General features: G+C 73.1%; 23 protein-coding genes and 1 pseudogene. 18 read left to right on the top strand and 6 right to left on the bottom strand.

The window, feature by feature from the left end:
- Window positions 1-67 precede the first annotated feature (67 nt).
- The 6 genes from tatA (at window position 68) to AC3YNX_RS13145 (ending at window position 8,040) form a co-directional block, all read left to right on the top strand.
- Window positions 68-439 (top strand): Sec-independent protein translocase subunit TatA, encoded by a 372-nt coding sequence (gene tatA / locus AC3YNX_RS13170; RefSeq protein WP_127782925.1) that lies wholly within the window; start codon window positions 68-70, stop codon window positions 437-439.
- Entirely contained in the window at window positions 423-1,421 is a 999-nt protein-coding gene (gene tatC, locus AC3YNX_RS13165) for a twin-arginine translocase subunit TatC (RefSeq protein ID WP_489995945.1), read from the top strand. Before tatA ends, tatC begins: the two co-directional genes overlap by 17 nt.
- A gap of 143 nt (window positions 1,422-1,564) precedes the next feature.
- Window positions 1,565-4,279, top strand: a complete 2,715-nt coding sequence (locus tag AC3YNX_RS13160; protein WP_489995944.1) for a DEAD/DEAH box helicase — start codon at window positions 1,565-1,567, stop codon at window positions 4,277-4,279.
- A gap of 72 nt (window positions 4,280-4,351) precedes the next feature.
- Window positions 4,352-5,053 carry a DUF4333 domain-containing protein gene (locus AC3YNX_RS13155; protein WP_489983211.1) on the top strand — a complete coding sequence of 234 codons (702 nt, stop codon included), beginning with the start codon at window positions 4,352-4,354 and terminating at the stop codon, window positions 5,051-5,053.
- 33 nt (window positions 5,054-5,086) lie between these two features.
- Window positions 5,087-6,319 carry a GNAT family N-acetyltransferase gene (locus tag AC3YNX_RS13150; protein ID WP_489995738.1) on the top strand — a complete coding sequence of 411 codons (1,233 nt, stop codon included), beginning with the start codon at window positions 5,087-5,089 and terminating at the stop codon, window positions 6,317-6,319.
- 101 nt (window positions 6,320-6,420) lie between these two features.
- On the top strand, window positions 6,421-8,040 hold the full coding sequence (locus AC3YNX_RS13145; RefSeq protein WP_127782930.1) for a Na+/H+ antiporter: 1,620 nt from the start codon (window positions 6,421-6,423) through the stop codon (window positions 8,038-8,040).
- 29 nt (window positions 8,041-8,069) lie between these two features.
- On the opposite strand, the gene AC3YNX_RS13140 is transcribed toward AC3YNX_RS13145, so the two are convergent.
- Complete coding sequence (locus tag AC3YNX_RS13140; protein ID WP_489995737.1) at window positions 8,070-9,023, bottom strand: 5'-3' exonuclease; 954 nt, start codon at window positions 9,021-9,023, stop codon at window positions 8,070-8,072.
- Between the two features lie 53 nt (window positions 9,024-9,076).
- Here AC3YNX_RS13140 and AC3YNX_RS13135 point away from each other — a divergent pair, with 53 nt between their 5' ends.
- Window positions 9,077-10,198 (top strand): M24 family metallopeptidase, encoded by a 1,122-nt coding sequence (locus AC3YNX_RS13135; protein WP_489995736.1) that lies wholly within the window; start codon window positions 9,077-9,079, stop codon window positions 10,196-10,198.
- 1 nt (window position 10,199) lies between these two features.
- On the opposite strand, the gene AC3YNX_RS13130 is transcribed toward AC3YNX_RS13135, so the two are convergent.
- A complete protein-coding gene (locus tag AC3YNX_RS13130; protein ID WP_489995735.1) occupies window positions 10,200-10,610 on the bottom strand; it encodes a PPOX class F420-dependent oxidoreductase in 411 nt (136 codons plus the stop codon).
- Between the two features lie 42 nt (window positions 10,611-10,652).
- Between AC3YNX_RS13130 and dprE2 the strand changes: the two genes are divergently transcribed.
- Window positions 10,653-11,396, top strand: coding sequence for a decaprenylphospho-beta-D-erythro-pentofuranosid-2-ulose 2-reductase (dprE2, locus tag AC3YNX_RS13125; RefSeq protein ID WP_489995734.1), 744 nt, complete (start codon window positions 10,653-10,655; stop codon window positions 11,394-11,396).
- 94 nt (window positions 11,397-11,490) lie between these two features.
- Window positions 11,491-12,462: a phosphotriesterase family protein gene (locus AC3YNX_RS13120; RefSeq protein WP_489995733.1), complete on the top strand. Its 972-nt coding sequence runs from the start codon at window positions 11,491-11,493 to the stop codon at window positions 12,460-12,462.
- 19 nt (window positions 12,463-12,481) lie between these two features.
- Here AC3YNX_RS13120 and AC3YNX_RS13115 read toward each other — a convergent pair whose 3' ends face one another.
- Together AC3YNX_RS13115 and AC3YNX_RS13110 are read right to left on the bottom strand one after the other, a co-directional pair.
- Window positions 12,482-13,831 (bottom strand): metallopeptidase TldD-related protein, encoded by a 1,350-nt coding sequence (locus AC3YNX_RS13115; protein ID WP_489995732.1) that lies wholly within the window; start codon window positions 13,829-13,831, stop codon window positions 12,482-12,484.
- A pseudogene (locus AC3YNX_RS13110) lies at window positions 13,828-15,365 on the bottom strand (TldD/PmbA family protein). Before AC3YNX_RS13110 ends, AC3YNX_RS13115 begins: the two are co-directional and overlap by 4 nt.
- Before the next feature lie 64 nt (window positions 15,366-15,429).
- On the opposite strand from AC3YNX_RS13110, the gene AC3YNX_RS13105 reads away from it, so the two are divergent.
- From AC3YNX_RS13105 to AC3YNX_RS13075, 7 genes are all read left to right on the top strand, one after another.
- Entirely contained in the window at window positions 15,430-16,266 is an 837-nt protein-coding gene (locus AC3YNX_RS13105) for a LuxR C-terminal-related transcriptional regulator (RefSeq protein ID WP_489995731.1), read from the top strand.
- Window positions 16,259-17,233 carry an ABC transporter ATP-binding protein gene (locus AC3YNX_RS13100; protein WP_489995730.1) on the top strand — a complete coding sequence of 325 codons (975 nt, stop codon included), beginning with the start codon at window positions 16,259-16,261 and terminating at the stop codon, window positions 17,231-17,233. Before AC3YNX_RS13105 ends, AC3YNX_RS13100 begins: the two co-directional genes overlap by 8 nt.
- A complete protein-coding gene (locus tag AC3YNX_RS13095; protein ID WP_489995729.1) occupies window positions 17,230-17,976 on the top strand; it encodes an ABC transporter permease in 747 nt (248 codons plus the stop codon). Before AC3YNX_RS13100 ends, AC3YNX_RS13095 begins: the two co-directional genes overlap by 4 nt.
- Before the next feature lie 80 nt (window positions 17,977-18,056).
- Window positions 18,057-18,602, top strand: a complete 546-nt coding sequence (locus tag AC3YNX_RS13090; RefSeq protein ID WP_489995728.1) for an FxsA family protein — start codon at window positions 18,057-18,059, stop codon at window positions 18,600-18,602.
- A gap of 61 nt (window positions 18,603-18,663) precedes the next feature.
- Window positions 18,664-20,265, top strand: coding sequence for an amidohydrolase (locus tag AC3YNX_RS13085; protein ID WP_489995727.1), 1,602 nt, complete (start codon window positions 18,664-18,666; stop codon window positions 20,263-20,265).
- A 10-nt stretch (window positions 20,266-20,275) separates the two neighbouring features.
- Window positions 20,276-21,910 (top strand): apolipoprotein N-acyltransferase, encoded by a 1,635-nt coding sequence (gene lnt, locus AC3YNX_RS13080; protein ID WP_489995943.1) that lies wholly within the window; start codon window positions 20,276-20,278, stop codon window positions 21,908-21,910.
- The gene (locus AC3YNX_RS13075) at window positions 21,879-22,664 is read left to right on the top strand and encodes a polyprenol monophosphomannose synthase (protein WP_127782940.1); all 786 of its coding nucleotides are present in this window, start codon (window positions 21,879-21,881) and stop codon (window positions 22,662-22,664) included. Before lnt ends, AC3YNX_RS13075 begins: the two co-directional genes overlap by 32 nt.
- 152 nt (window positions 22,665-22,816) lie before the next feature.
- Here AC3YNX_RS13075 and AC3YNX_RS13070 read toward each other — a convergent pair whose 3' ends face one another.
- Window positions 22,817-23,158 (bottom strand): RNA polymerase-binding protein RbpA, encoded by a 342-nt coding sequence (locus AC3YNX_RS13070; protein ID WP_127782941.1) that lies wholly within the window; start codon window positions 23,156-23,158, stop codon window positions 22,817-22,819.
- A gap of 222 nt (window positions 23,159-23,380) precedes the next feature.
- Here AC3YNX_RS13070 and AC3YNX_RS13065 point away from each other — a divergent pair, with 222 nt between their 5' ends.
- Window positions 23,381-23,704, top strand: coding sequence for a hypothetical protein (locus AC3YNX_RS13065; protein ID WP_489983197.1), 324 nt, complete (start codon window positions 23,381-23,383; stop codon window positions 23,702-23,704).
- A 170-nt stretch (window positions 23,705-23,874) separates the two neighbouring features.
- On the top strand, window positions 23,875-24,600 hold the full coding sequence (locus AC3YNX_RS13060; RefSeq protein WP_489995726.1) for a transglycosylase family protein: 726 nt from the start codon (window positions 23,875-23,877) through the stop codon (window positions 24,598-24,600).
- Between the two features lie 13 nt (window positions 24,601-24,613).
- Here the strand turns inward: AC3YNX_RS13060 and AC3YNX_RS13055 are convergent, their stop codons facing one another.
- A complete protein-coding gene (locus AC3YNX_RS13055; protein WP_489995725.1) occupies window positions 24,614-25,954 on the bottom strand; it encodes an alpha-amylase family glycosyl hydrolase in 1,341 nt (446 codons plus the stop codon).
- Between the last annotated feature and the right edge of the window lie 7 nt (window positions 25,955-25,961).

Below are 25,961 nucleotides of genomic sequence, written 5' to 3'. Positions count from 1 at the left end.
CGTCGGGTCACGCGATGGACACCTCGGCCGCGTACCCTCAACACAGGCCCAACACCGGAGGTATCTCATGGGATCTCTCAGTCCCGTTCACTGGCTGATCGTGCTCATCGTGCTGGTCGTGCTCTTCGGCGCCAAGCGGCTGCCGGACGCGTCCCGCTCGCTGGGCCGCTCGCTGCGCATCTTCAAGAGCGAGATCAAGGACCTGGGCTCCGACGGCGACAAGCCAGCTCCCACCCAGGCGGCGGCCCCGGCCCCGCAGGCGCTGCCCACCGCGCCCCCGGTGATCCCGCCCGTGCCGCAGGCCGGCACCGCGGCGCAACAGGTTCCGGTCCAGCAGGTTCCGGTCCAGCCTGCCCCGCAGGTCCAGGCCCAGCAGGCGCAGGCGCAGCAGGTCCAGGCCCAGCAGCTGCCGACCGAGCACTCTGAGAAGGCCAGCTGAGCCGAGGGTGTCCGCTCCGTCGGGGTGGCGCAAGATTCGACGGCGCCGCCCACCGAACCCTGACGGCTCGATGTCCCTCGTCGAGCACCTGTACGAGCTGCGCAGCCGGGTCACCAAGGCCGGCATCGCGGTCGTCATCACCACCATCCTGGGGTTTCTCTGGTACTCCCACGGCGTGCTGGGCACCCAGAGCCTCGGCGACCTGCTGAAGGGTCCCTACTGCTCCCTCCCGTCGACGTCGCGCGCGCAGATCGGTCCGGACGACAGCTGTCGGCTGCTGGCCACCGCGCCGTTCGACCAGTTCATGCTTCGCCTCAAGGTGGCGCTCACCGCCGGTGTGGTGCTGGCCTGCCCGGTGTGGCTGTGGCAGGTGTGGCGGTTCATCACCCCAGGTCTGCACCAGGGGGAGCGGCGCTTTGCCATCCCGTTCGTCGCCTCCGGTGCCACGCTGTTCGTCGGCGGCGCCGTGCTGGCCTACGTCGTCGTCGCGGAGGCGTTGTCGTTCCTGCTGTCGGTGGGCACCGAGGTGCAGATCACCGCGCTCAACGGCGACCAGTACTTCAGCTTCATCATCAACCTGATCATCATCTTCGGGATCAGCTTCGAGCTGCCGCTGCTGGTGGTGATGCTCAACCTGGTGGGCGTGCTCACCTACGCGCGGCTCAAGGAGTGGCGCCGCGGCTTCATCTTCGGGCTGTTCGTCTTCGCCGCCATCGCCACCCCCGGCCAGGACCCGTTCAGCATGCTCGCGCTGGCGTTCTCCCTGGTGATCCTGTTCGAGGCCGCGGTGCAGGTGGCCCGGCTGCACGACCGCCGCAAGGCCCGCAAGCGCGTCGACCAGGGCTGGGACTCCTGGAGCGACGACGAGGCCTCACCCATCCCGGAGCCCGAGCCGGTGCCACCGACCAGCGGGGTGGGGTCGACCAGCGGGGTGGGGTCGACCAGCGGGGTGGGCTCGCGCAGCTACGACGACGCCACCTGATCAGGTGCTTCGTGCGGCGGGTGTGACGGGCACGGCCACTGGGCCGAGGGCTGGGCTGCTGTGGCAGCCTGGAGCCCGTGGCCGACACGCAATCACCGGCGGACGCTTACGCGGCTGCACGACAGCGCAACCAGCACCCGCGGCTGGCTGAGTTCTCCGCTGGAATCGCGTTCGAGCTCGACCCGTTCCAGGTCACGGCCTGCGAGGCGCTGGAGGACGGGCACGGCGTGCTGGTGTGCGCGCCGACCGGCGCGGGCAAGACCATCGTCGGCGAGTTCGCCGTGCACCTGGCGCTGGCCGCCGGCACCAAGTGCTTCTACACCACGCCCATCAAGGCGCTGAGCAACCAGAAGTACGCCGACCTGGTGGAGCGCCACGGCAAGCGCAACGTCGGCCTGCTCACCGGGGACACCTCCATCAACTCCGGTGCGCCCGTGGTGGTGATGACCACCGAGGTGCTGCGCAACATGCTCTACGCCGACTCGGAGTCGGTGCGCGACCTGTCCTACGTGGTGATGGACGAGGTCCACTACCTGGCCGACCGCTTCCGCGGCGCGGTGTGGGAGGAGGTCATCCTGCACCTGCCGCCGGAGATCGCGGTGGTGGGCCTGTCGGCCACGGTGAGCAACTCCGAGGAGTTCGGCGAGTGGATCTCCACCGTGCGCGGGGACACCACGGTGGTGGTGGACGAGCACCGCCCGGTCCCGCTGTGGCAGCACGTCATGGTGGGCCGCCAGCTGTTCGACCTGTTCAACGAGCGCGACAACACGGGGGACCGCAAGCTCGTGGTCAACCCCGACCTGGTGCACCACGTCCAGCAGCGCGAGCGGCGCGAGGACGCGTTCCAGCCCCGGCACCAGCGCGGCCGTCAGGCCCAGCGCGCTCGCCAGTCCCAGCGCGGTGGGTACCGCCAGCTCACCTACCGTCCGCTGCCCCGCCCGGAGGTGATCGCCAAGCTCGACTCCGAGGGGCTGCTGCCGGCCATCACCTTCATCTTCAGCCGGGCCGGCTGCGACGCCGCCGTCACCCAGTGCGTGCGCTCCGGGATGCGCCTGACCACCGAGGCGCAGGCAACGGAGATCGCCGAGATCATCAGCCGGCACGCCGCCGAGCTGCCCGAGGCCGACCTGGCGGTGCTGGGATTCTGGGAGTGGCGCGAGGCTCTCATGCGCGGCTTCGCCGCTCACCACGCCGGGATGCTGCCCGCGTTCAAGCAAGCCGTGGAGGAGCTGTTCGTCCGCGGACTGGTCCGGGCGGTGTTCGCCACGGAGACCCTGGCGCTGGGCATCAACATGCCCGCACGCACCGTGGTGCTGGAGCGCCTGGTCAAGTACAACGGGGAGTCGCACGCCGACCTGACGCCGGGGGAGTACACCCAGCTCACCGGCCGCGCCGGCCGCCGTGGCATCGACATCGAGGGCCACGCCGTGGTGCTGTGGCAGCCCGGGGTGCAGCCGACCCAGGTCGCCGGTCTCGCCTCCAACCGCACCTTCCGGCTGCGCAGCTCCTTCCGTCCCTCCTACAACATGACGGTGAACCTGGTGGCCGCGATGGGCCCGGACTCCGCCCGCACGCTGCTGGAGCGCTCCTTCGCCCAGTTCCAGGCCGACCGGTCGGTGGTCGGCCTGTCCCGCACCATCGACCGCAACACCGAGGCGATGGCGGGCTACCGGGAGCAGATGGAGTGCCACCTGGGCGACTTCGCCTCCTACGCGGAGCTGCGGGCCAAGATCACCGACCGCGAGCGCAGGCTGGCCAAGCAGGGCAGCGCGGCCCGGCGCCACGAGGCGGAGGAAGCCCTGCAGGCGCTGCGCCGCGGCGACGTCATCGCCGTGCCGGGCGGGCGTCGTGCCGGGCTCGCGGTGGTGCTCGACACCGGGCCCGACGACGCCGACCCCCGCCCGCTGGTGCTCACCGAGGACCGCTGGGCCGGACGACTGTCGGCCGCGGACTTCCCCACCCCTGCCGAGGTGCTGGGACGGCTGACGCTGCCCCGGCGGGTGGAGCACCAGGTGCCCCGCGTGCGCCGCGACCTGGCCTCCACCCTGCGGGCCAGCGGGATCACCGCCCCCGGCCGGGTGGGCAAGCGCCGAACGTCCGCCGCCGACGACGCCGAGCTGGCCGCGCTGCGCCGGGCGCTGCGGGCCCACCCCTGTCACGGCTGCGAGGACCGGGAGAACCACGCGCGGTGGAGCGAGCGGTACGCCCGCCTCGCCGCCGAGACCGAGAAGCTGCGCCAGCAGGTGGCGGCCACCACTCACTCCCTGGCCCGCTCCTTCGACCGCATCCGGGCGCTGCTGGCCGAGCGTGGCTACCTGGAGGGCACCGGGCCCGACCAGGAGGTCAGCAAGGACGGGCGCCGGCTGGAGCGCATCTACAGCGAGTCCGACCTGCTGGTGGCGGAGTGCCTGCGCCGCGGCGTGTGGGAGTCGCTGAACCCGGCCGAGCTGGCCGCGGTGGTGTCGGCGGTGGTCTTCGAGTCCCGACGGGAGACCGAGTCGGTGCCCCGAGTGCCGGCCGGGTCCGTCAGCACCGCGCTGGCCGACACGACGTACCTCTGGGACGCGCTCACCACCGACGAGCGGCGCCACAAGCTCGCCCCCACCCGCGAGCCCGACCTCGGCTTCGCGTGGCCGGTGTACCGCTGGGCCCGCGGGGAGTCGCTGACGAACGTGCTGGCCGCGGCAGGGGAGAACGGCCAGCTGCTGTCGGCCGGTGACTTCGTGCGGTGGTGCCGCCAGGTGGTGGACCTGCTCGACCAGGTGCGGGTGGCCTCGGCGGGCACCCCGATGGGCGCGGTGGCCAGGGACGCCGTCGCCGCGGTCCGCCGCGGAGTGGTCGCGCTCGGCACCTCTTGATCCGGGGAAGCGCCAAAACTGGCATGCTGTCGGAACATTCGTACTGACACACCCCGACCTGGAGGCGTTTCGATGAGTAGCCCACATGGCCCCAACGACCCTCCGCAGCCGCCGTGGGGCGGGCCGCAGCAGCCGTACCAGGGCAGCTACGGCCAGCCGGACGGCAGCCAGCAGCAGGGTTGGGGTGGCGCTCCGCCGCGTCCGGGTGGTCCCCAGCCCGGCGGTCCCCCGCAGGGTCCGCCGCCGCAGGGTCCGCCGCCGCAGGCGCCCTACCGCGGTCAGCCGCAGCCGCCCTACGGCCCGCCGGGCCAGCCCCAGGGGCAGCCGGGCTTCCCCGGTCAGCAGCCGTACGGTGCGCCGGCCCAGCCGCCGGCCCCGCCCCATGGTCCGCCGCCCTACGGCCCGCCCACCGGCCAGCTCGGTGGTGCACCCTTCGTCACCCCGCCGCCGGCCACCACCAAGTCGCGCACGCCGCTGTACGCCGGTGCCGGGCTGGCCGTGGTCGCGCTCGCCGTGCTGGCGGTGCTGGCCTTCGTTGCGCCCGGCTTCGCCGTCACCAAGACCCTGAGCCCCACGGCCGTGCAGGACGGGGTGCAGAAGGTGCTCACCGACACCTACAAGACCGGCGAGGTCACCGGGGTGTCCTGCCCCGACGGGCAAGAGGTCAAGAGCGGCAACACCTTCACCTGCAAGGCGACGGTGGACGGCAAGGAGTCCGACATCAAGGTGAGCATCACTGACGATGACGGCACGTACCAAGTGGGCAGGCCCTGATCACGGCGCTCGCCGTGCTGATTGGATGACGGGGTGAGCACCCCCAACGACAACCCTGTCCCCACCGTGCGCGTCCTGCCGGAGACCCTGCACCGCGCGGCCGCGGAGGTGTTCGGCGGCGCGTACCTCATCGGGCCGGTCACCGACCAGATGTGGGAGCGGTCGCTGCCCATGTACCGGGCCAGCCTGGTGCAGGGCATCGTCGAGGACGACGGCGTGGTCGGTGGCGTCGCGCGCTCCTGGGAGGTGGAGCTGGACGTGCCCGGGGGGCGGGTGCCCGCCGCCGCGGTCAGCAGCGTGGGGGTGCGCGCCGACCGTCGTCGTCGCGGCTACCTGCGGGCGCTGATGCAGGCGCAGCTGCAGACCACCCGCGACAACGGTGCGCTGGTGGCGGTGCTGCGGGCCACCGAGGCCTCCATCTACTCGCGGTTCGGCTACGGCGTGGCCTCCACCTACGCCACCCTGAAGGTGACCCGACGCCGCGCGGTGCTGCGCCCGGGCGCCGCCGCCGAGCGCCGCCTGAAGATGATCACCCCCGAGGCCGCCGTGCGCGAGCTCCCCGCGGTCTACGAGCGCATCCGCACCGCCAGGCCGGGCACCGTGTCCCGGCCCAGCTGGTGGTGGGCGGGGATGGTCGATCGGCACCTGCACAAGGACCGCCCGGTGTGGGTGCTGTGCACCGTGGACGACGACGACCAGGTGGACGGCTTCCTCCTGTACACGGTCAACAACCGGGACGGCTGGGACGACCCGCAGCAGGCCGTGGTGGAGGTGCTCGACCTCCGCGCGGTGGACGAGCGCGTGGAGCTCGCGCTGTGGCAGGCCGCCTTCGGCATCGACCTCTCCGAGCACCTGCTGGCCCACGGCCGTCCGCTCGACCCGGTGCTCGACCTGGCCCTGGTGGACCCCCGTGCCGCGGTCACCACCGACGTCGAGGACGAGACCTGGCTGCGGCTGCTGGACGTGCCCGCGGCGCTGGCCGCGCGCAGCTACGGCGCTGGTGAGCCGGTGGTGATCGGGGTGGACGACCAGCTGATGCCGGACAACTCCGGCCGCTACCGGGTCAGCACCGACGGGGTGCAGCGCACCGACGCCGAGGCCGAGCTGCACTGCGAGGTAGGTGAGCTGGCCGCGGTGTACCTGGGCGGCACCTCCTTCACACAGCTGGCCGCGGCCGGGCGCGTGCGGGGCAGCAGCGAGGTCCTCGCCAGGGCCGACGCCCTCTTCGGCACGCCTCGGCTGCCCTGGAGCGGCACCTACTACTGAGTCCCTCGCGGCGGTGGCGCTCACCGGCGGCCGGCGGGCGCGGCCGCCTAGAGTGGTCCACCGCTGACGTCCGGTGCGGCGGGAACCAGTGAGGAGAACCGGTGACGCACGTCCTCGTCTACCTGCTGGTTGCGGTGGCCGTGATCGTCCTGGCCGAGGTGGTCGCCGACCGGTCCGGGCTGCCGGTGGCGGCGCTGCTCACGGTGAGCGGCCTGATCTACGCCGCACTGCCCGGGCCCAACCTCGAGCTCGATCCCGAGGTGGTCCTCACCTTCCTGCTCCCGCCGCTGCTCTACAGCGCGGCGCTGAACTCCTCGCTGTCGGCCATCCGCACCAACCTGCGGGCGGTGATCAGCCTCTCCGTGGTGCTGGTGCTGGTCACCGCGCTGCTCGTCGGGGTGGGTGTGAGCCTGGTGGTCCCCGGGCTGGGGCTGGCTGCCGCGGTGGCCCTGGGCGCCGCGGTCGCCCCACCTGACCCGGTGGCGGCGCTGTCCATCGGGCGCAAGGCCGGGCTGCCGCCGCGGTTGATCACGCTCATCGAGGGTGAGGGTCTGCTCAACGACGCCACCGCGCTGACCACCTTCGCGGTGGCGGTCACCGCCGCCACCACCGGCGGGTTCTCCTACGGCAGCGCGACGGTGGACTTCCTGGCTGCCGCGGCCGGCGGGGTCTTCGTCGGCGTGTCGGTGGCCCTGCTGGTGCGACTGCTGCGCCGCTACGTCAGCGACCCGCTGATGCTCAACGCGATCTCGCTGGCCACTCCGTTCCTGGCCTACCTGCTCGGGGAGGAGGTGCACGTCTCCGGGGTGCTGGCCGTGGTCATCGCCGGCCTGGTGGTCGGCCACGACACGCCGCGGCTGGTGTCCGGGGCGAGCCGGCTGCAGACCAGCGCGGTGTGGCGGCTGGTGGACTTCCTGCTGGAGGGGGCGGTCTTCCTGCTCATCGGCATGCAGCTGCCGCTGATCGTCCGCGACCTCAACCAGTACCCGGTGTCCACCATCGTCGGGGCGTCGGTGGTGACCGTGGCGCTGGTGCTGCTGATCCGGCCCGCCTGGCTGGTGCTCACCCAGTGGCTGCCCCGACGGCTGCGCACCCGCCTCGGGGGCAGCGGTAGCGGCGGCGAGCAGCGCCTCGGGGGCCGCGAGGTGCTGGTGCTCAGCTGGGCGGGCACCCGCGGCGTGATCACCCTGGCCGCGATCTTCTCCCTGCCGCTGCTCACCCAGGCGGGTGAGCCGTTCCCCGACCGCAGCCTGCTGCTGTTCTGCGCGTACCTGGTGGTGCTGGTGACGCTGGTCGGCCAGGGCGTCACCTTCGCCCCGCTGGTGCGGCTGACGGGGCTCCGGGCCGACGTCACCGGCGCGGCGCTGCTGCGCAACGAAGCGCGGGCCGCGGCTGCCCAGGCGGGCCTGGTCCGGCTGAACCAGCTGGACGCCGACGACCAGGTTCCCGCCGACATCATGGAGGGGTCCCGGGCGAACCTGCGGCGACGACTGGCGCGCTACCGCAAGCGGGTGGACCTGCTGGAGTCAGCCGAGGACGGTGAGCTGCCCATCTCCCCGGCCTACGAGGCGGGCCTGCGCGCCCGGCGGGCGGTGATCGACGCCCAGCGGGCCGAGATCCTGCGCTGGCGCGACGCCGGCCGGCTCTCCGACCTCGACCTGCGGGCGCTGCAGCGCGAGCTCGACCACGAGGAGGACATCCTCCCGCACCGGGACCGCTAGGCCAGGCCCTCGCCGGGCGGCGCTCCGCCCTAGCGCTGCAGCGCGGCCATCGCCTTGACCAGCCGTGCCACGCTGCTCTCCACGCCCCACTGCTCGGCCAGGGCGCTCAGCTCCTCCGGCCGCGCCGGGGTGTTGGGCAGCTCGTCGTCCTTGGACAGCTCGACTTCGGCGTCGCGCACCACCTGCACCACCGGCAGCGCGGCGTCCAGGTAGTCGGCGGCGGCGGTGATCCGCGACCGCGAGGCCCGGGCCATGCCGGAGCCCTCGTCGGCGGCCGCCGCGCGCAGGGCGTCCATGGACTTGTAGGTGAGCAGCAGCTGGGAGGCGGTCTTGGCGCCGATGCCCGCCACGCCGGGCAGCCCGTCGGAGGCGTCCCCGCGCAGCGTGGCCATCTCCGCGTAGGCGGCGCCGGCCCGCTCCACGGGCACGCCGTAGCGCTCGGCGACGTCCTCCGGTCCGACCACCTCGGCCTTGGCCAGCCCCCGGCCCACGTAGATCACGCGCACCGGCACGGGGTCGTCAGAGACCACCTGCAGCAGGTCGCGGTCACCGCTGACCACCACCACCGCGTCCCTGCTCTCCCGGGCGGCCAGGGTGCCCAGCACGTCGTCGGCCTCCAGGCCCTGCGCGCCGGCGGTGGCGATGCCCGCGGCCGAGAGCAGGTCCATGATCACCGGCACCTGGTGGGCCAGCTGGTCGGGCACCTCCTCGGCGTCCAGCTGGCCGGGTGGACGCTCCTCGGCCACCCGGTGGGCCTTGTAGGAGGGCACCGCCGCCACCCGGAACGCCGGGCGCCAGTCCAGGTCCAGGCACACCGCCAGCCGGTCGGGCTGGGTGCGGGTGATGAGGGTGGCCACCATGTCGGTGAACCCGCGCACCGCGTTCACCGGGCGCCCGTCCGGGGAGGTGAGCGACTCCGGCACGCCGTGGAAGGCCCGGAACCACAGGCTGGCGCCGTCGAGCAGCATGAGGGTGCGCGTCATGGGAGTCGATCCTGCCAGGACGGCGGCGGGTGCTGGGCGGCTACCGTGCAGGCATGAGTGCCGAACGCCTGCCCGCCTCCGTCTACGCCGACCGCCTGGAGCGCGCCGCGGTGGCCGCGGAGGCCGCCGGAGTGGACGCCCTGCTGATCACCCCCGGCCCGGACCTGCAGTACCTGCTGGGCTCGCGGGCCAGCTCCTTCGAGCGGCTGACCTGCCTGGTGGTGCCGGTGCAGGGCGAGCCCGCGGTGGTGGTGCCGCGGCTGGAGCTGGCGGCGCTGCGGCCCTCGGCGGCGGGCGAGCTGGGCCTGGCCGTGCACGACTGGGTGGACGGCGTGGACCCGTACGTGCTGGTCGCCGGGCTGCTGCCCACCCCGGCGCGGGCGGCCGTCAGCGACGCCATGCCTGCCCTGCACGCCCTGCCGCTGGCCGCCGCGTGCGGGGCGCCGCAGGTGCTGGCCACCCCGGTGCTGCGCGGCCTGCGGATGCGCAAGGACGCCGCCGAGCTGGACGCGCTGCGCCGCGCCGGCGCCGCCATCGACCGGGTGCACGCCCGGATGGGCGAGTGGCTCAAGCCCGGGCGCACCGAGGCGGACGTGGCCGCCGACATCGAGGCCGCGATCGTCGCCGAGGGGCACACCGGGGCGGAGTTCATCATCGTCGGCTCCGGCCCGCACGGCGCGGACCCGCACCACGAGGTGTCCGACCGGGTGCTGCAGCCCGGCGACGTGGTGGTGGTGGACATCGGCGGGCCGGTGGACCCGGGCTACTTCTCCGACTGCACCCGTACCTACAGCCTGGGTGAGCCCAGCGCGGAGGTGGCCGCGCAGTACGCGGTGCTGCAGCGGGCCCAGCAGGCCGGCCTGGACGCGGTGCGCCCGGGGGTGCGGGCGGAGGAGGTGGACGCCGCCTGCCGGGACGTGCTGGCGCAGGCGGGGCTGGCCGAGGCGTTCGTGCACCGCACCGGCCACGGCATCGGGCTCTCGGTGCACGAGGAGCCCTACATCGTGGGCGGCAACGACGTCGAGCTGGCCGAGGGGATGGCCTTCAGCGTGGAGCCGGGCATCTACTTCCCGGGCGCGTGGGGCGCACGGATCGAGGACATCGTGCTGGTGACCGCCGACGGTGGCGAGCCGGTGAACGTCCGCCCGCACGAGCTGGCCGTGCTGCCGGGCTGACCTACTCCGGGTGCAGCAGGCTGGCCGAGCCGAGCACCCGGTCCACGGCGATCTGGATGACCACCCGCTCCGGGTTGGGCCGGGGCTGGCGGTACCGCTGCGCGTAGCGGCGCTCACCCTCGGCCACCTCCTCGGCATCGGCGTGCACCGAGGTCACGCCCTCCAGGGTGATCCAGCGGGCCCAGTCGACCTGGCACAGCGAGCCGCGCCCACCCCGGGCGGCGTTGCGCGCCTTGAGCGAGCCGCCCCTGGTGATGATCCGGGCGATCGAGCGCTCGGCGTCCCAGGTGAACCCCACGGGCACCACGTGCGGGGTCCCGTCGGCGCGCAGCGTGGTCAGCGAGGCGAGGTGTCGCTCGGCCAGGAACTCGTGGGCCGCGGCGGGCAGCGCGGCGGGGGAGGTGGAGGGCACGACCTGACGGTAGCGGGGCGCGGGTCTGCCAGACTTCTCGGCGTGAGCGACGGAGCGGTTCTGGTCCTGGGTGGGCGCAGCGAGATCGGCGTGGCGGTGGCACACCGGCTGGTGGCCCAGGGTGCCCGCACCGTGGTGCTGGCCGCCCGGCGCGCCGACGACCTGGTGGCCGAGCGGGAGGCGCTGCTGGCCGCTGGCGCCACCACGGTGGAGTGCCTGGACTTCGACGCCGACGACCTGAGCAGCCACCAGCCGCTGCTGGCCGACGTCGCCGCCCGCCACCACCTGGACGTGGTGCTGGTCAGCTTCGGCCTCCTGGGTGACCAGGCCCGCGCGGAGACCGACCCGGCGCACGCCGTGGCGGTGGTGCACACCGACTACGTCGCCCAGGTGCACGTGCTCACCGTGCTGGCCACGCTGCTGCGCGCCCAGGGCGACGGGCAGCTGGTGGTGTTCTCCTCCGTGGCCGGGGTGCGGGTGCGCCGCGCCAACTACGTCTACGGCTCGGCCAAGGCGGGGCTGGACGGCTTCGCCAGCGGGCTGGCCGACTCCCTCGTCGGCTCCGGCGTGCACCTGCTGCTGGTGCGGCCGGGGTTCGTGGTGGGCCGGATGACCGAGGGCATGAGCCCTGCACCGTTGTCCAGCACTCCCGACCAGGTGGCCGACGCGGTGGTGGCCGGCCTGCGCCGGCGCAAGGACGTGGTGTGGGTGCCCGGCGTGCTGCGGGTGGCGTTCACCGCGATGAGCCTGCTGCCGCGTCCACTGTGGCGGCGGCTGCCGCGCTGATCCCAGGGGCGTTCGCGTTGACGAACCAGCCCCCGCTGCAACACACTCCGGCGGTGCCCCACCGGTGCGGCACCCCGTCGACAGGAGCGCGCTGATGTCCGAGGTCCACACCGTTCGCGGTCCGGTCGACAGCAGCAGCCTGGGCCGAGTGCTGATGCACGAGCACGTGTTCGTCCTCGACGCCGAGATGCAGCAGAACTACCCCGACTACCTCGACCGGTGGGACGAGGGCGAGCGGGTCGCCGACGCCGTGCACAAGCTGACCGAGCTCAAGGCCCGCGGCATCGACACGATCGTCGACCCCACCGTGATCGGGCTCGGGCGCTACCTGCCGCGGATCGCCGCGGTCAACGAGCAGGTGGACATCAACATCGTGGCCGCCACCGGCATCTACACCTACAACGACCTGCCGTTCCAGTTCCACTACAACGGCCCCGGCCTGCTGGTGGACACCCCGGAGCCGATGGTGGAGCTCTTTCTGCGCGACCTCCGCGAGGGCATCGCGGGCACGGCGATCCGGGCCGCCTTCCTCAAGTGCGCCATCGAGGCTCCCGGCCTCACCGCGGGCGTGGAGCGGGTGATGCGGGCGGTGGGCCAGGCCCACCAGGAGACCGGGGCACCGATCACCGTGCACACCAACCCGCACACCCAGTCCGGGCTGGTGGTGCAGAAGGTGCTGGGATCGGAGGGGGTGGACCTGAGCAAGGTGGTCCTCGGCCACTGCGGCGACACCACCGACCTGGACCACCTGTGCGCGCTGGCCGACGCCGGCTCGCTGCTGGGGATGGACCGCTTCGGCCTGGACGTGCTGCTGCCCTTCGAGGAGCGCGTGGGCACCGTGGTGGAGCTGGCCCGCCGCGGCTACGCCGAGAAGATGGTGCTCTCCCACGACGCGGCGTGCTTCATCGACTGGTTCGAGGCCGGCGCCAAGGAGCAGATGGTGCCGCACTGGAACTACAACCACATCAGCGACGACGTGATCCCCGCGCTGCTCGACCGCGGGGTCACCGAGGAGCAGCTGCACACCATGCTGGTGGACAACCCGCGCCGCTACTTCGCGAGCTGACCGCCCGCGCGGGACCCGGCTAGCTGGCCTGGCTGGGGGAGGACATGTGGAAGTCCGGGATCCGCAGCGGCGGCACCTCGGCGCGGCTGAACCAGTCCTTCCACTCCCGCGGCAGGGTGCGCTCGGTGGCGCCGGCCTCGGTTGCTCGGCGCAGCAGGTCCAGCGGGCTCTCGTTGAACCGGAAGTTGTTCACCTCGCCGGTGACCTTGCCGTCCTCCACCAGGTACACCCCGTCCCGGGTGAGCCCGGTGACCAGCAGCGACACCGGGTCGACCTCGCGGATGTACCACAGGCAGGTGAGCAGCAGACCCCGCTCCGTGCTGGCCACCATGTCCTGCAGCGACGCACCGGACCCGCCGGTGATGAGCAGGTTGTCCCCGGGCACCGCCACCGGCGCGTGGAAGCGCTCCGCCTCGGCGCGGGGGTAGGCCAGGGCGTGCACGGCGCCGTCGCGGATCCACTCCACCCGCCCGGCGTCCATCCCGTTGTCGAACACCGAGATCGAGTCGTCGGAGTGGGTGGTGGCCACGAACGGCGGGTACTCCAGGCCCGGCAGGTTGGGGTCGCAGGCCATGGTCAGGCCCAGCGTGCCCAGCTGCTCGCCCACCCGGGTGCCGCCCGGCCGCGACAGGGCGGTGTGTCCCTCCTGGGCCCCGCGGCCCTCCATCGCCCAGGCCAGCAGGATCATCAGGTCCGACACCGCCGAGGGGGGCAGCAGCGTCTCGTAGCGGCCGGCGGGCAGCTCCACCGTGCGCCGGCCCCAGCCCAGCCGGGTGGAGAGGTCGGCCAGCAGCCCGGTGAGGTCGACGTCGGTGAAGTCCCGGGTGCCGACCCCGCCCCACGCGCTGGAGCCCTCGCGCTTGGCGTTCACCTCCACGGTGCCGGCGGGCTGGCTGAAGCGCCGGCGCAGCCCGGTGGAGGAGCCCAGCCAGGTGGTGTGCACCTGGTGCTCGGCGAAGCCGTAGAGGGTGTCCTTGCCGGCAAAGCCCTGGGCCAGCTCGGTGGCCAGCCGGTCGAACACGGCGATGTCGGTCTGCGCGGCCGGAGCGTCCCAGTCGGTGGGGGTACCTGAGCCCTCCACCAGCGGGGCCGCGTCACGGGCGGGGCCGGAGGCACGGGCGGCCTCCTCGCTGGCCCGCACCACCGCGGTGACGTCGGCGCTGTCCACGCTGGAGGAGCTGACCACGCCCACCGAGGAGCCGAGCACCGAGACCACCGCCCACTCGCGGGAGGAGCTGAGCCCGTTGGTGGTCATGGTGGAGTTGGCCCAGCGCAGCGTGGCCTCGCTGGACTCGGTGACCAGGACGACGCAGCCGTCCGCCTGCGAGGCGCCCAGCACGAGCTCCACGAGGTCTGGGGCGGTGATCATGCGGACTTCCCTTCCGACTGCGTGTTGAGGATGTTCACCTGGCGGAACAGCGCCGACGGTGCACCGTGGCTGACCGCGGCCACCTGGCCGGGCTGGGCCTTGCCGCAGTTGAACGCCCCGTGCAGCTGCCACGTGGACGGCCCACCCACCGCCTCCATGGCGCCCCAGAAGTCGGTGGTGGTGGCCTGGTAGGCGACGTCGCGCAGCTGCCCGGCCAGCTTCCCGTTGCGGATGCGGTAGAAGCGCTGGCCGGTGAACTGGAAGTTGTAGCGCTGCATGTCGATGGACCACGACTTGTCGCCGACGACGTAGATGCCTTCGTCCACCGCGCTGATCAGCTCGGCGGTGCTGCGGTCGGTGTGCGGGTCCGGCTGCAGCGAGACGTTGGCCATCCGCTGGATGGGCACGTGCTGGGCGGAGTCGGCGTAGGAGCAGCCGTTGGAGCGCTCCAGGCCCATCCGCGGCGCGAACACCCGGTCGAGCTGGTAGCCCACCAGCACCCCGTCGCGCACCAGGTCCCAGCTCTGCGCAGCCACCCCCTCGTCGTCGTAGCCCACCGTGGACAGCCCGTGCGGCTGGGTGCGGTCGGCGGTGACGTGCATGACGTCGGAGCCGTAGCGCAGGGTGCCCAGCTGGTCGGGGGTGGCGAAGGAGGTGCCGGCGTAGGCGGCCTCGTAGCCGATGGCGCGGTCGTACTCGGTGGCGTGGCCGATGGACTCGTGGATGGTCAGCCACAGGTTGGACGGGTCGATCACCAGGTCGGTGGGCCCGGCCGTCACCGAGGGGGCCGCACCTTCTCCGCCAGCAGCTCGGGCAGCTGCGCCAGCTCGCCGTCCCAGTCCCAGCGCCCCTGAGCTGGGTCGCCCTGGTCCAGGTACTCCCAGCCCCGGCCGACCGGCGGCGCCAGGGTGGCCATGGACTCGAACGCGCCTGCCTGCTGGTCCACCGTGGTGGCCTCCACGTCGGGCTGCAGCCGCACCCGCTGCTGGGTGATGGTGGAGCCGTGCAGGTCGGCGTAGAACGTCTGCTCCTTGACCTGCAGGCAGCTCGCCGACACGTGGTCGACGCCGTCGGCGGCCAGCAGCCGCTGGGAGAAGTCGGTGAGGCGCTCGATCTTGTCCGCGGTGGGCACCGCGAAGGGATCCACCGCGTAGCCGGACACCCAGGTGACGTCGGCGTACACCGGCTCCGGGGCCAGCACCACCGGGTCACGGTTGAGCGCCCGCAGGGTCCGGGCCACCTGAACCGCCTGCGCTGCTGCGGTGGCCGCGGCGTCGGGGGTGAGCTCGGCTCGGGCGGCGAAGCCCCAGGTGCCGTCCACCACCACCCGCACCGCGAGCCCGACGGTGGCACCGTCGTTGGCCGACTGCACCGTCCCGTCGCGCAGCCGCAGGCTCTGCGTCTGCGTGCGGTGCACCCGCAGGTCGGCGTGCTCGGCGCCCAGCTCGCGGGCCCGGCTCAGCGCCGCGTCAGCCAGCGCGCGCAGGGGCAGGGCGAGGAAGTCAGCGTCAACGTCACGCTCTGTCGCGGGCATGGCGGCAACGCTAGCGGCTCCGTGAGCGCGCCACGACCGGCCTGCTCCCACTACCGTGAGCGCCGTGGCCGTCCAGCACGTCAACCCGGTGACCGTGCTGCTCGTCGACGACCAACAGCTGATGCGCAGCGGTCTCCGCGCCGTGCTCGGCGGACACGACGACCTCACCGTGGTGGGGGAGGCCTGCGACGGCGCCGAGGCGGTGCGGGTGGCGGAGCGGGTGCGGCCGTCGGTGGTGCTGATGGAGCTGCGCACGCCGGGGCCGGCCGGGGTGGAGGCCACCCGCCGCATCGTCGACGCCGGGCTGGCCGCGGTGCTGGTGCTGACCACCCTCGACCACGGCGACCACGGCGACCACGGCGACCACGCCCTGGCGTGCCTGCGCGCCGGTGCCGGCGGGTACCTGCTCGACGACACCCCGCCGGAGCAGCTGGTGGCCGCGGTGCGCAGCGTCGCCGGTGGTGGCTGGGTGATCACGCCGAGCGTCGCCCACCGGCTGGTGCAGCGCCTGGTCGAGGGGTCGCCCGCCGTGGTGACGGGCCGCCGCCGGACGGACGGCAGCGGAATGGGCGCCAGTGGGACGGACGGCAGTGGGATGGGCACCAGCGGGATGGACACCAGCGCCCTGCAGGTGCTCACCGACCGGGAGCGCGAGGTGCTCACCCAGGTGGCCCGGGGGCTGTCCAACGCCGAGGTGGCCACCCGGATGTTCCTCTCCGAGGCCACGGTCAAGACCCACGTGGGCCGGGTGCTGGCCAAGCTGGGGCTGCGCGACCGGGCCCAGGCGGTGGTGCTGGCCTACGAGACGGGCCTGGTGCGACCCGGCGGGCCCAGCACGACACCAGGTTCGGGGGTGACCCAGAACGCCCGGGAACTAGGGAATAATCCGGCACATGATTGAAGTGCGCAACCTTTCCAAGTCCTACGGTGCCACGAAGGCCGTCGACGACCTGACCTTCACGGTGCACCCCGGAAAGGTCACCGGCTTCCTCGGCCCCAACGGCGCCGGCAAGTCCACCACCATGCGGATGATCCTGGGCCTGGACCGGCCCACCTCGGGCACCGCGACCATCGGTGGCACGGCCTACCACCAGCTCAAGCACCCGCTGCGCGAGGTCGGCGCCCTGCTGGACGCCAAGTGGGTGCACCCCAACCGCTCGGCCCGGGCACACCTGCGCTGGATGGCCGCCTCCAACGGCATCCCCTCCTCCCGGGTGGACGAGGTGCTCGCCCTGGTGGGGCTCTCCCAGGTGGCGGGCAAGAAGGCCGGCGGCTTCTCCCTGGGCATGTCCCAGCGCCTGGGCATCGCCGCCGCCCTGCTGGGCGACCCCGGCGTGCTGCTCTTCGACGAGCCGGTCAACGGCCTCGACCCCGAGGGCATCGTGTGGATCCGGCAGTTCATGCAGGCGCTGGCCCGCGAGGGGCGCACCGTCCTGGTGTCCAGCCACCTGCTCAACGAGATGGCCATCACCGCCGAGAACCTCATCGTGATCGGCCGCGGCCGGCTCATCGCCGACTGCACCACCCAGCAGTTCGTCGACCAGGCCAGCTCCGCCACCGTGCGGGTGCGCAGCCCCCAGCTGGACGCCCTGCGGGACAGCCTCCGCCAGCACGGCATCGACCTGCAGCAGGACGGGCCGGACGCCCTGCTGGTCAACGGGGTTGGCACCGAGCAGGTGGGCGAGCTCGCCGCGGCAGGCAACATCGTGCTGCACGAGCTGAGCCTGCAGCGCGGCTCGCTGGAGCAGGCGTTCATGCAGCTGACCGGTGGTGACGTGCAGTACCAGTCATCCGTGCCCGCCCACGCGACCCCGCCGGGTCCTGGCCAGGCACCGATCGCCCCCCGCACCGAAATGAGCAAGTCATGAGTCTCCTGCAGGTCGAGCGCATCAAGCTCACGTCCACCCGCTCACCCTGGTGGTGCGCCGCCATCGCCGCGCTGATCAGCTTCGGCTTCGCGCTGCTGTTCGCGCTGACCTACCGGGGTGACGTGCCCCAGGACGTCCCCGACTACGACCTCACCCTGGTGCTCACCGGGGCATCCGGCATGGGCATGTACGTGATCATGATCATGGCCGCGCTGAGCATCACCACCGAGTACCGCTTCGGCGTCATCCGCACCACCTTCCAGGCCGCGCCCCGGCGCTGGCAGGTGCTGGCGGCCAAGGCCGGCTTCCTGGGCGTGATCGGGCTGGTCCTCGGGGAGATCTTCGCCTTCGGCTCGGTGGCCCTGGCGCGGCTGCTCAACAGCACGGCCCTGCCGGTCAGCAGCGAGGAGGACTGGCGGCTGGTGGCCGGCACCGGAGTCATCTACGGCCTGTCGGCCGTGCTCGCGGTGGCCGTGGGCGCGCTGCTGCGCCAGTCCGCCGGCGCCATCGCGCTGCTGCTGCTGTGGCCGCTGCTGGTGGAGGGCCTGGTCACCCTCATCCCCAAGGTCGGCGACGACATCGGCGAGTGGATGCCCTTCGCCAACGCCAACCACTTCCTCACCGACGGCTTCGTCACCGGCGACTACCCGCTCAGCCCGTGGGGCAGCCTGGTGTACTTCGTCCTCTTCGTGGCCCTGGTCTTCGCCGCCGCCGTCGCGGTGGTCAGCCGCCGGGACGCGTGACTGGGAGAAAATTCGGTGTCCGGCGCGTTGTACGGACAGACACCAACCACCGTCGCCCGCGCGGCGCCCGAGGAGTCCGTATGCCGGTCCTGATCTTCGCCCTGTACGCCGTAGCCGAGGTCGCTGCCCTGATCTGGGTGGGCAGCGCCCTCGGTGTGCTGCCCACCGTCGGGCTGCTGGTGCTGGGCTCACTGCTCGGCGGGTACCTGCTGCGCCGGGAGGGCCAGCGCGGGATGCAGGCCATCCGCGAGGCGCAGCGCCAGGGGCTGCCGGCGCAGCGGCACCCGCAGGCCGACTACGCCGACGTGGCGCTGCGCACGGGTGGCGCGCTGCTGCTGCTGGTCCCCGGCTTCGTCAGTGCGGTGCTCGGGCTGCTGCTGCTCCTGCCGCCCACCCGCTGGCTGCTGCGCCCGGTGCTCAAGACCGTCGTGGCCCGCCGCGTGCAGGTGATGACCACCAACGCGTTCGCTCGCTTCCCGGGCATGGGTCCGGGCCCGGCAGGTGGAGCCGGCCGCTTTCCCGGCGGCCACCGCCAGGGTGGCTACGGCGACGTGATCGACGGCGAGGTGGTGGACGTGCACGACGAGGGCCCCTCCGGACCGCCGCGCACCCCGCTGACCTCCTGACGCACCCGGCCGCCCGGCCCACTCGTCGTGGCCGGCCCCCGCTCGGGCAGACTCGCCGATCGTGAGCACGCAACTCCTGCTGGGCGGTCGTATCTACAGCCCCACTTCCCCTGACGCCACCGCCATGGCGGTCACCGACGGCACCGTGGTGTGGACCGGGATGGACGCGCCCGGCCGGGCGATGCACCCCGACGCCGAGGTGATCGACCTGCAGGGCCGGTTCGTGGCCCCGGCCTTCGTGGACTCCCACGTGCACTGCACCGCGGCCGGGCTGGCACTGAGTGGGCTGGACCTGGCCGGCACCACCTCCAAGGCGCAGTGCCTGGAGCTGGTGCGCGCCCACGCCACCGCCCACCCCGACGCGGTGGTGTGGGGCCACGGCTGGGACGAGTCGCGGTGGAGCGAGCAGCGCCCGCCGAGCCGCGCCGAGCTGGACGAGTGCGTGCCCGGCCGACAGGTGTACCTCTCCCGGGTGGACGTGCACTCCGCGTGGGTGTCCACCCCGCTGGTGGAGCAGGCCACCGGTGTCCGCCAGGCGACCGGCTGGTCCGACGAGGGCCCGCTGAGCCAGGACGCCCACCACCTGGTGCGCGAGGCCGCCCGCGTCCGGCTCACCGCCGCCCAGCGCCGGGCCGCGCTGCTCACCTTCCTCGACCACGCCGCCGCCCACGGGGTGGCCGCGGTGCACGAGTGCGGGGGCGCGGAGATCGCCGGGCTGGAGGACTTCCGCGCGACCCTGACCGCCGACCACGGGGTGCAGGTGCGCGGCTACTGGGGTGAGGCGGTGACCGACGCCGACCAGGCCCGCGACCTGCTCGAGCGCACCGGCGCCGCCGGCCTGGCCGGCGACCTGTTCGTGGACGGCTCCCTCGGCTCGCACACCGCGTGGCTGCACGAGCCCTACTGCGACCTCCCCGAGGCCGGCACCGGCGCGGCGTACCTGCAGCGCGAGGAGATCGCCGCGCACGTGCGGGCCTGCACCCTCGCCGGAACCCAGGCCGGCTTCCACGTGATCGGCGACGCCGGCATGCAGGCCGTGGTGGACGCCATCGGCGACGTGGTGGCCGAGCTCGGCGTGCCGAAGGTCGCCTCCCGGGCGCACCGCCTGGAGCACGCGGAGATGATGACCCCCGGGCAGGCCGAGGCGCTGGGCCGCTGGGGCGTGCTGGCCAGCGTGCAGCCCGGCTTCGACGCGCTCTGGGGCGGCAGCGACGGGCTGTACGCGCAGCGGCTGGGCCCCGACCGTGGCGCCCGGCTCAACCCGTACTCCGCGATGGCCTCGGCCGGGGTGGCGCTGAGCCTGGGCTCGGACGCGCCCGTCACCACCCTCGACCCGTGGCGCGCCGTGCAGGCCGCGGTGCACCACCGCACCCCGGGCAGCGCCATCTCGGCCCGCGCCGCCTTCGCCGCCGCCACTCGCGGGGCCTGGCGGGCCGGGGGAGTGCGCGACGGCATGGCCGGCACCCTCACCCCCGGCGCCCCCGCCTCCTACGCGGTGTGGGACTGCGACGAGCTGGTGGTGGCCGCGCCCAAGGACTCCGTGCAGCGCTGGTCCACCGACCCCCGCGCCGGCGTCGCCCCGCTGCCGCGGCTGGACCCGGACGCGGCCCTGCCGGAGTGCGTGCGCACCGTGCACCGCGGGCGCACCATCTACGAGCGCTGACGTGCCCGGCCTGCCCGCCACCCAGCGGCGCCGCTCCTGGCGGCCCCGGCCCCGGGTGCCCTCCCGTGCGGTGGCGCTGCGGTGCCTGGCGGCGCTGGTGGCGGGCGGGCTGCTGTACCTGAGCTTCCCCCCGCGGCCGCTGTGGTTCCTGGCGCCGGTGGGCATCGCGGTGCTGTGCGCGGTGCTGCGCGGGACCCGGCCGGGGGCGGGCTTCGGCTACGGGTACCTGGCCGGGCTGGGCTTCCTGGTGCCGCTGCTGCCGTGGGTGGGTGTGTACGTGGGGCCGCTGCCGTGGCTGGCGCTGGCCGCGGTGCAAGCACTGGCGGTCGGCCTGTTCGGGGCGGTGTCCGCCGTGCTGGTGCGGTTGCCGGGCGCTCCGCTGTGGGTGGCCAGTGCGTGGGTGGGCACCGAGTGGCTGCGCTCCTCGGTGCCGCTGAACGGCTTTCCCTGGGGCAAGCTGGCCTTCGGGCAGGCCGACGGGCCGCTGCTGCCGCTGGCGTCGGTGGCGGGCACGGCGGGGCTGAGCCTGGCGGTGGCGCTGATCGGCGCCTGCCTGGCCGCCCTGGTGCTGCACCTGCGGCCCCCACGCGCCCGCGCGTGGGCGGTGCTCGGCTGCGTGCTGGGCCTGCTGGTGCCGCTGGCGCTGGCGGCGACCCTGGCCGGCACCGCTGCCGATCCCACCGAGGGACGCACGGTGACCGTGGCGCTGGTGCAGGGCAACGTGCCGCGGGAGGGCCTGGACTTCAACTCCCAGCGCCGGGCCGTGCTGGACAACCACGTGGCCGAGACCGAGCGCCTGGCCGCCGACGTCGCCGCCGGGCGGGTGCCCCAGCCCGAGCTGGTGATCTGGCCGGAGAACGCCTCCGACATCGACCCGCTCGCCAACGCCGACGCCACCGCGCTGGTCGCCAGGGCCGCGCGGGCGGTCAAGGTGCCCATCCTGGTGGGGGCCGTGCTGGTCAACGCCGACCGCACCACCAGCAACGTCGCCATCGTCTGGGATCCCGCGGCCGGGCCGGGCCAGCAGCACGTCAAGCGGGTGCTGGTGCCCTTCGGCGAGTACCTGCCCGCCCGCGACTTCTTCCGCCACTTCTCCTCCTACGCCGACCTGGCGGGGCGCTTCGTGCCCGGGGACGGCAACGGCGTGGTGGACCTCAACGGGGTGCCGCTGGCGGTGGCCACCTGCTACGAGGTGGCCTTCGACTACCTGGTGAACGACTCGGTGCGCGCCGGGGCGCAGCTGATCACGGTGCCCACCAACAACGCCACGTTCGGGCGCACGGAGATGACCTACCAGCAGCTGGCCATGTCGCAGGTGCGGGCGGTGGAGCACGACCGGGCCGTGCTGGTGGCCGCCACCACCGGTGCCAGCGCGGCCATCGCCCCGGACGGTGCAGTGCTGTCGCAAACGTCACTCTTCACCCCAGCTACCCTGGTTGCGCAGGTTCCGCTGCGGACCACGACTACTCTGGCCACTCGGCTCGGGAACCTCCCGCCAGCAGCGATCAGCACCCTCGCGGTGCTCGCGCTCGGAGCAGCCCTCGTTCGCCCGCGCTGGTCGCGGGGCGACGAGCCGGTACACGACACGGCAACAGCCGACGAGGAGGATGTTCATGGCGGAGCACGATCGTCCGCGCGGGACTGACGGGGCTGCGGGTAGCCCAGCGAGCGCGAGCGTGCTGGTCATCATCCCCACCTTCAACGAGCTGGAGAACCTGGCGAAGATCGTGGGCCGGGTGCACGAGTCGGTGGCTCACGCGCACGTGCTCGTGGTGGACGACGGCAGCCCGGACGGCACCGGTCAGCTGGCCGACGAGCTCTCCGCCGCCGACGACCGCGTGCACGTCATGCACCGCACGGAGAAGTCCGGTCTCGGTGCCGCCTACATCGCCGGCTTCCGCTGGGCGCTGGAGCGCAGCTACGCGGTGATCGTGGAGATGGACGCCGACGGAAGCCACGCCCCCGAGCAGCTGCCGTCGCTGCTGGCCCGCGTGGACGCCGGTGCCGACCTGGTGCTGGGCTCGCGCTACGTGCCCGGCGGCAAGGTGGTCAACTGGCCGCGCCACCGCGAGTGGCTCTCCCGCGGCGGAAACCTCTACTCGCGGCTGGCGCTGGGGGTTGGCCTCAAGGACATAACCGGCGGCTACCGCGCCTACCGCAGGCAGGTGCTGTCCGACCTCGACCTGGAGACCATCGCCTCCCAGGGCTACTGCTTCCAGGTGGACCTGGCCTGGCGCACCATCCAGCAGGGCTTCACCGTGGAGGAGGTGCCCATCACCTTCACCGAGCGCGAGCTGGGGGAGTCGAAGATGAGCGGCAACATCGTCCGGGAGGCGCTGCTCATGGTCACCAAGTGGGGCGTGCGCAACCGCGTGCAGCGCCTCACCGGTCGCCGCTAGGCGCCGGCGGCTCCTCCGTCGGGGTGCGGGCTGCGGCAGCGCGAGGCCATGGCCCGGCCGGCGGTGAGATTGAGCCCGGAGACGCCGCCGGCCACCCACCCCGAGGGGTGCGCGGCCGGCGGCGTCAGTGCTGGGTCAGCGTCAGCGCTGGGTCAGGAGGAGCGACGGCGCTGCTTGAGCAGCTCCAGGCGCTCGTTGAGCAGCTCCTCGAGCTCCTCGGTGGAGCGGCGCTCCAGCAGCATGTCCCAGTGGGTGCGCGGGGGCTTGACCTTCTTGGTCTCGGCCGTCGAGCCACCGATCAGCTCGGAGGTCTGCCCGTGCAGGCGGCACTCCCAGGTGGCCGGGAACTCGGCGTCGTCGGCGAAGGGCACCTCGAAGTCGTGTCCCTTGGGGCACTGGTAGCGGGCGGCCTGCCGGGGCGCCAGGTCGTGGTCCCGGTCCGTCTCGTAGCTGACAGCTCCGAGCCTGCTGCCGCGCAACACGCGATCAGCCATGGTGTGTCCTCTCCCTGGTTTGTGGCTACGTGCGGGGGTCGGACGAACCGGTCCCGCACAAGTACTGCATGAGTCTCAACGCGCACGAGGGCATGGACGTTCCCGCCCAGGCCCAGTGCTGGCCTCCCATTGTCTCAACTAGGGCCAAGCAGAAGCAAACGCCTGTGCGGGGGAGTCGTGGTCCGTCCGTCACGGTCGCGCGACGCCGTATCGTGCACGCCCGTGGCGCGGAGACCGGAGTACTGCCTGTGGTGTGGCCGCGAGGTCGCCAACCCCCCTGTCGGCCGGCGCCGGCGCTACTGCAAGCCGTCCTGTCGCCAGCGTGCCTACGAGCAGCGAGTCGCCCTGCGCGCCACCAGCTTCCCCGAGGACGCGGTGGTGCTGACGGCGCAGGAGGTGGAGGCCCTCACCGACCGCGCGTTCCGCCTGCGCTGCGCGGCCGAGGACGTGGCCACCGCGGTGTCCGACGGAGCCGAGCGTGCCGAGCTGGAGCAGCTCTGCGGGGCGCTGGTCGAGCTGGCCGCTGAGGCCGAGCGCTGGCGCTGAACCTGGGTTGACCACGCCGCTCGGCGTGTTGCCTTGCCCCGCGCGTGGGGCACAGAGAGACTGGCGAGTTTTGGGTGCCGGTTGTTACTGGTGTGAAATCTGGTTACGGTGTGTCCATCTCGTGATGTACCCCACATCCGCGCTAGCGCGGCTACTGCACTGGAGCGGCTGTGACCACTGCACTCACCAGGACCACCTCGACGAGGCTCGGCGTTCGTCGTCTGCTCGCCGGCATGCTCACCCTGCTGTTCGCGTTCACCACCGCAGCGGTGGTCGGCGCACCCGCCGCCAGTGCTGACCCGAGCGCGGGTGCCTGGAAGGCTCTGCGCGACTGCGAGTCGAGCAACAACTACAAGATCGGTGGCACCAAGTACTACGGGGCCTACCAGTTCGACATGAGCACCTGGATCAGCGTGGGCGGCAACCCCACCATCACGCCGAACCAGGCCAGCCCCGCCGAGCAGGACTACCGGGCGCTGTACCTCTACCGCAAGCGCGGGTGGCAGCCCTGGCCGCAGTGCCGGGTCAGCAAGGGCCTGGTGGAGGACCGCGACGCGGGCAGCGGCCGCCTCCCCACCTACGCGGAGAGCGCCTACATCGGTGGGGGCGGCACCACCCCCGTCCCAGGGCCCAAGCCGACGGTGCCCGGCACGGCGACGATGGACGAGATCGAGCTGCCCTTCCTCAGCTTCCCGTCCGGCAGCTGCTCCCCGCTGCTGTTCGTGTGGCAGTGGCAGATGAACACCTTCGGCTACGGTCTGCCGCTGTCGGGCTGCAACGACGCCGCCTCGCGCGTCGCGGCCAAGGACCTGCAGCGCACCAACGGCATCACCCAGACCAGCACCATCGGCGGCCTCACCCTGATCGCCGCGTTCTTCGGCACCCCGCCCCGCTAGCGCCGGCCCGGGGTCAGCCCTCCAGCACGGCCCACCCACGGGGAGGCAGCTGGACCTGCCCGGAGGTCAGGTGCCCGGAGCCGCACACCAGGCTGCGGGCACCGGCGCTCGGCAGGGTGACCGCGGTGTCCTCGAGGCTGAGCGCGACGACGACCGACCGGGCTCCGGCGGCGGTTCGCAGCACGAGCTGCCGGTTGTCCAGGTGCACCACGTCGGTCTGGGCGCGGTGCAGCCACGGGTGGCGGCGACGCAGCGCTATCAGGGCCTGGTGTGCGTGCAGCACGTGGCGCGCGGCGGGCTCGAGCTCGTCCTCGGTCGGCGGGTGAGGCGGAAACAGCGGGCGCACGGCCTCGTCACCGCCCAGGCGCTCTTCCTTGATGCCCGTCCAGGCGAGCTCGTCGCCGGCGTACACGCTGGGGGTGCCGGCCACCGTGAACAGCACGGCCAGCGCGTGGGGCACCAGGTCGACGCCGATCGCGGAGGCGATGCGCGTGACGTCGTGGTTGCCCACGAACGTGGAGGGCACGAACGTGGCGAGCAGGTCGTTGTGCCGACGCAGCGCGTGGGCCAGCTCGAAGAGGTTGCGCTCGCCGATGCCGTGCCAGATGCCTTGCCACAGCTCGTACTGAGTCAGGGAGTCCATCGTGGAGGTCCGCACGATCTGCGCGGCGTCACCGTGGATCACCTCGCCGGAGAACCAGGCGCTCGGGTGGGAGCGGCGCACCTCGGGGAGCACCCGGGCCCAGAACGCAGGCGGCACCGCGTAGGCGGCGTCCAGCCGCCAACCGTCCGCTCCTCGGTCCAGCCAGTACGTCATGACCCGAGCGACCAGGTCGGCCACGGCCGCGGACTCGTGGTTGAGGGCGACCAGGTGCTCGTGGCCCTCGAAGACCTCTGCGCGTACCGGGTCGCCGGGGCGCCAGCCGGCCCAGTCGACGCGGAAGAGCTCCGCTGTGGCCGATGCAGGACCGTGCTGCTCGACCTGCACGAAGGCTGGGTGCGCTCGGCCGACGTGGTTGAAGACGCCGTCGAGCAGCACGCGGATGCCGCGCTGGTGGGCTGCGGCGACCAGGTGGTCGAAGTCGTGCTCGTCGCCCAGGCGCGGATCAATCCGGAAGTAGTCCACGGTGTCGTACCCGTGGGTCTGGGACGCGAAGACAGGGCCCAGCGCGATCCCGTTGAGTCCCAGCGCGAGGACGTGGTCCAGCCACGCCTCGACCCCGTGCAGCCGGTGCGTCACCGCACCTGCTGCCGGGCCGTCGTCGGGCGTGCTGGGTTCCGGGTGGATCGGGGCACCGGTGAAACCCAGTGGGTAGAGGTGCCACCACATCACGTGCTCGGGCCACGCTGTCATCGGTCGG

It is taken from the genome of Rhodococcus sp. Z13_19A, assembly GCF_058133575.1.
The sequence above is the reverse complement of the archived record's forward strand: the minus strand, read 5'-3'. Positions and strand labels throughout refer to the sequence as shown.

Coding starts and splice junctions, on each gene's coding strand:
- tatA (WP_127782925.1), top strand. CDS start 68: ATGGGATCTCTCAGTCCCGTTCACTGGCTGATCGTGCTCATCGTGCTG.
- AC3YNX_RS13155 (WP_489983211.1), top strand. CDS start 4,352: ATGAGTAGCCCACATGGCCCCAACGACCCTCCGCAGCCGCCGTGGGGC.
- AC3YNX_RS13140 (WP_489995737.1), bottom strand. CDS start 9,023: ATGACGCGCACCCTCATGCTGCTCGACGGCGCCAGCCTGTGGTTCCGG.
- AC3YNX_RS13135 (WP_489995736.1), top strand. CDS start 9,077: ATGAGTGCCGAACGCCTGCCCGCCTCCGTCTACGCCGACCGCCTGGAG.
- AC3YNX_RS13120 (WP_489995733.1), top strand. CDS start 11,491: ATGTCCGAGGTCCACACCGTTCGCGGTCCGGTCGACAGCAGCAGCCTG.
- AC3YNX_RS13115 (WP_489995732.1), bottom strand. CDS start 13,831: ATGATCACCGCCCCAGACCTCGTGGAGCTCGTGCTGGGCGCCTCGCAG.
- AC3YNX_RS13100 (WP_489995730.1), top strand. CDS start 16,259: ATGATTGAAGTGCGCAACCTTTCCAAGTCCTACGGTGCCACGAAGGCC.
- AC3YNX_RS13095 (WP_489995729.1), top strand. CDS start 17,230: ATGAGTCTCCTGCAGGTCGAGCGCATCAAGCTCACGTCCACCCGCTCA.
- AC3YNX_RS13090 (WP_489995728.1), top strand. CDS start 18,057: ATGCCGGTCCTGATCTTCGCCCTGTACGCCGTAGCCGAGGTCGCTGCC.
- AC3YNX_RS13075 (WP_127782940.1), top strand. CDS start 21,879: ATGGCGGAGCACGATCGTCCGCGCGGGACTGACGGGGCTGCGGGTAGC.
- AC3YNX_RS13070 (WP_127782941.1), bottom strand. CDS start 23,158: ATGGCTGATCGCGTGTTGCGCGGCAGCAGGCTCGGAGCTGTCAGCTAC.
- AC3YNX_RS13055 (WP_489995725.1), bottom strand. CDS start 25,954: ATGACAGCGTGGCCCGAGCACGTGATGTGGTGGCACCTCTACCCACTG.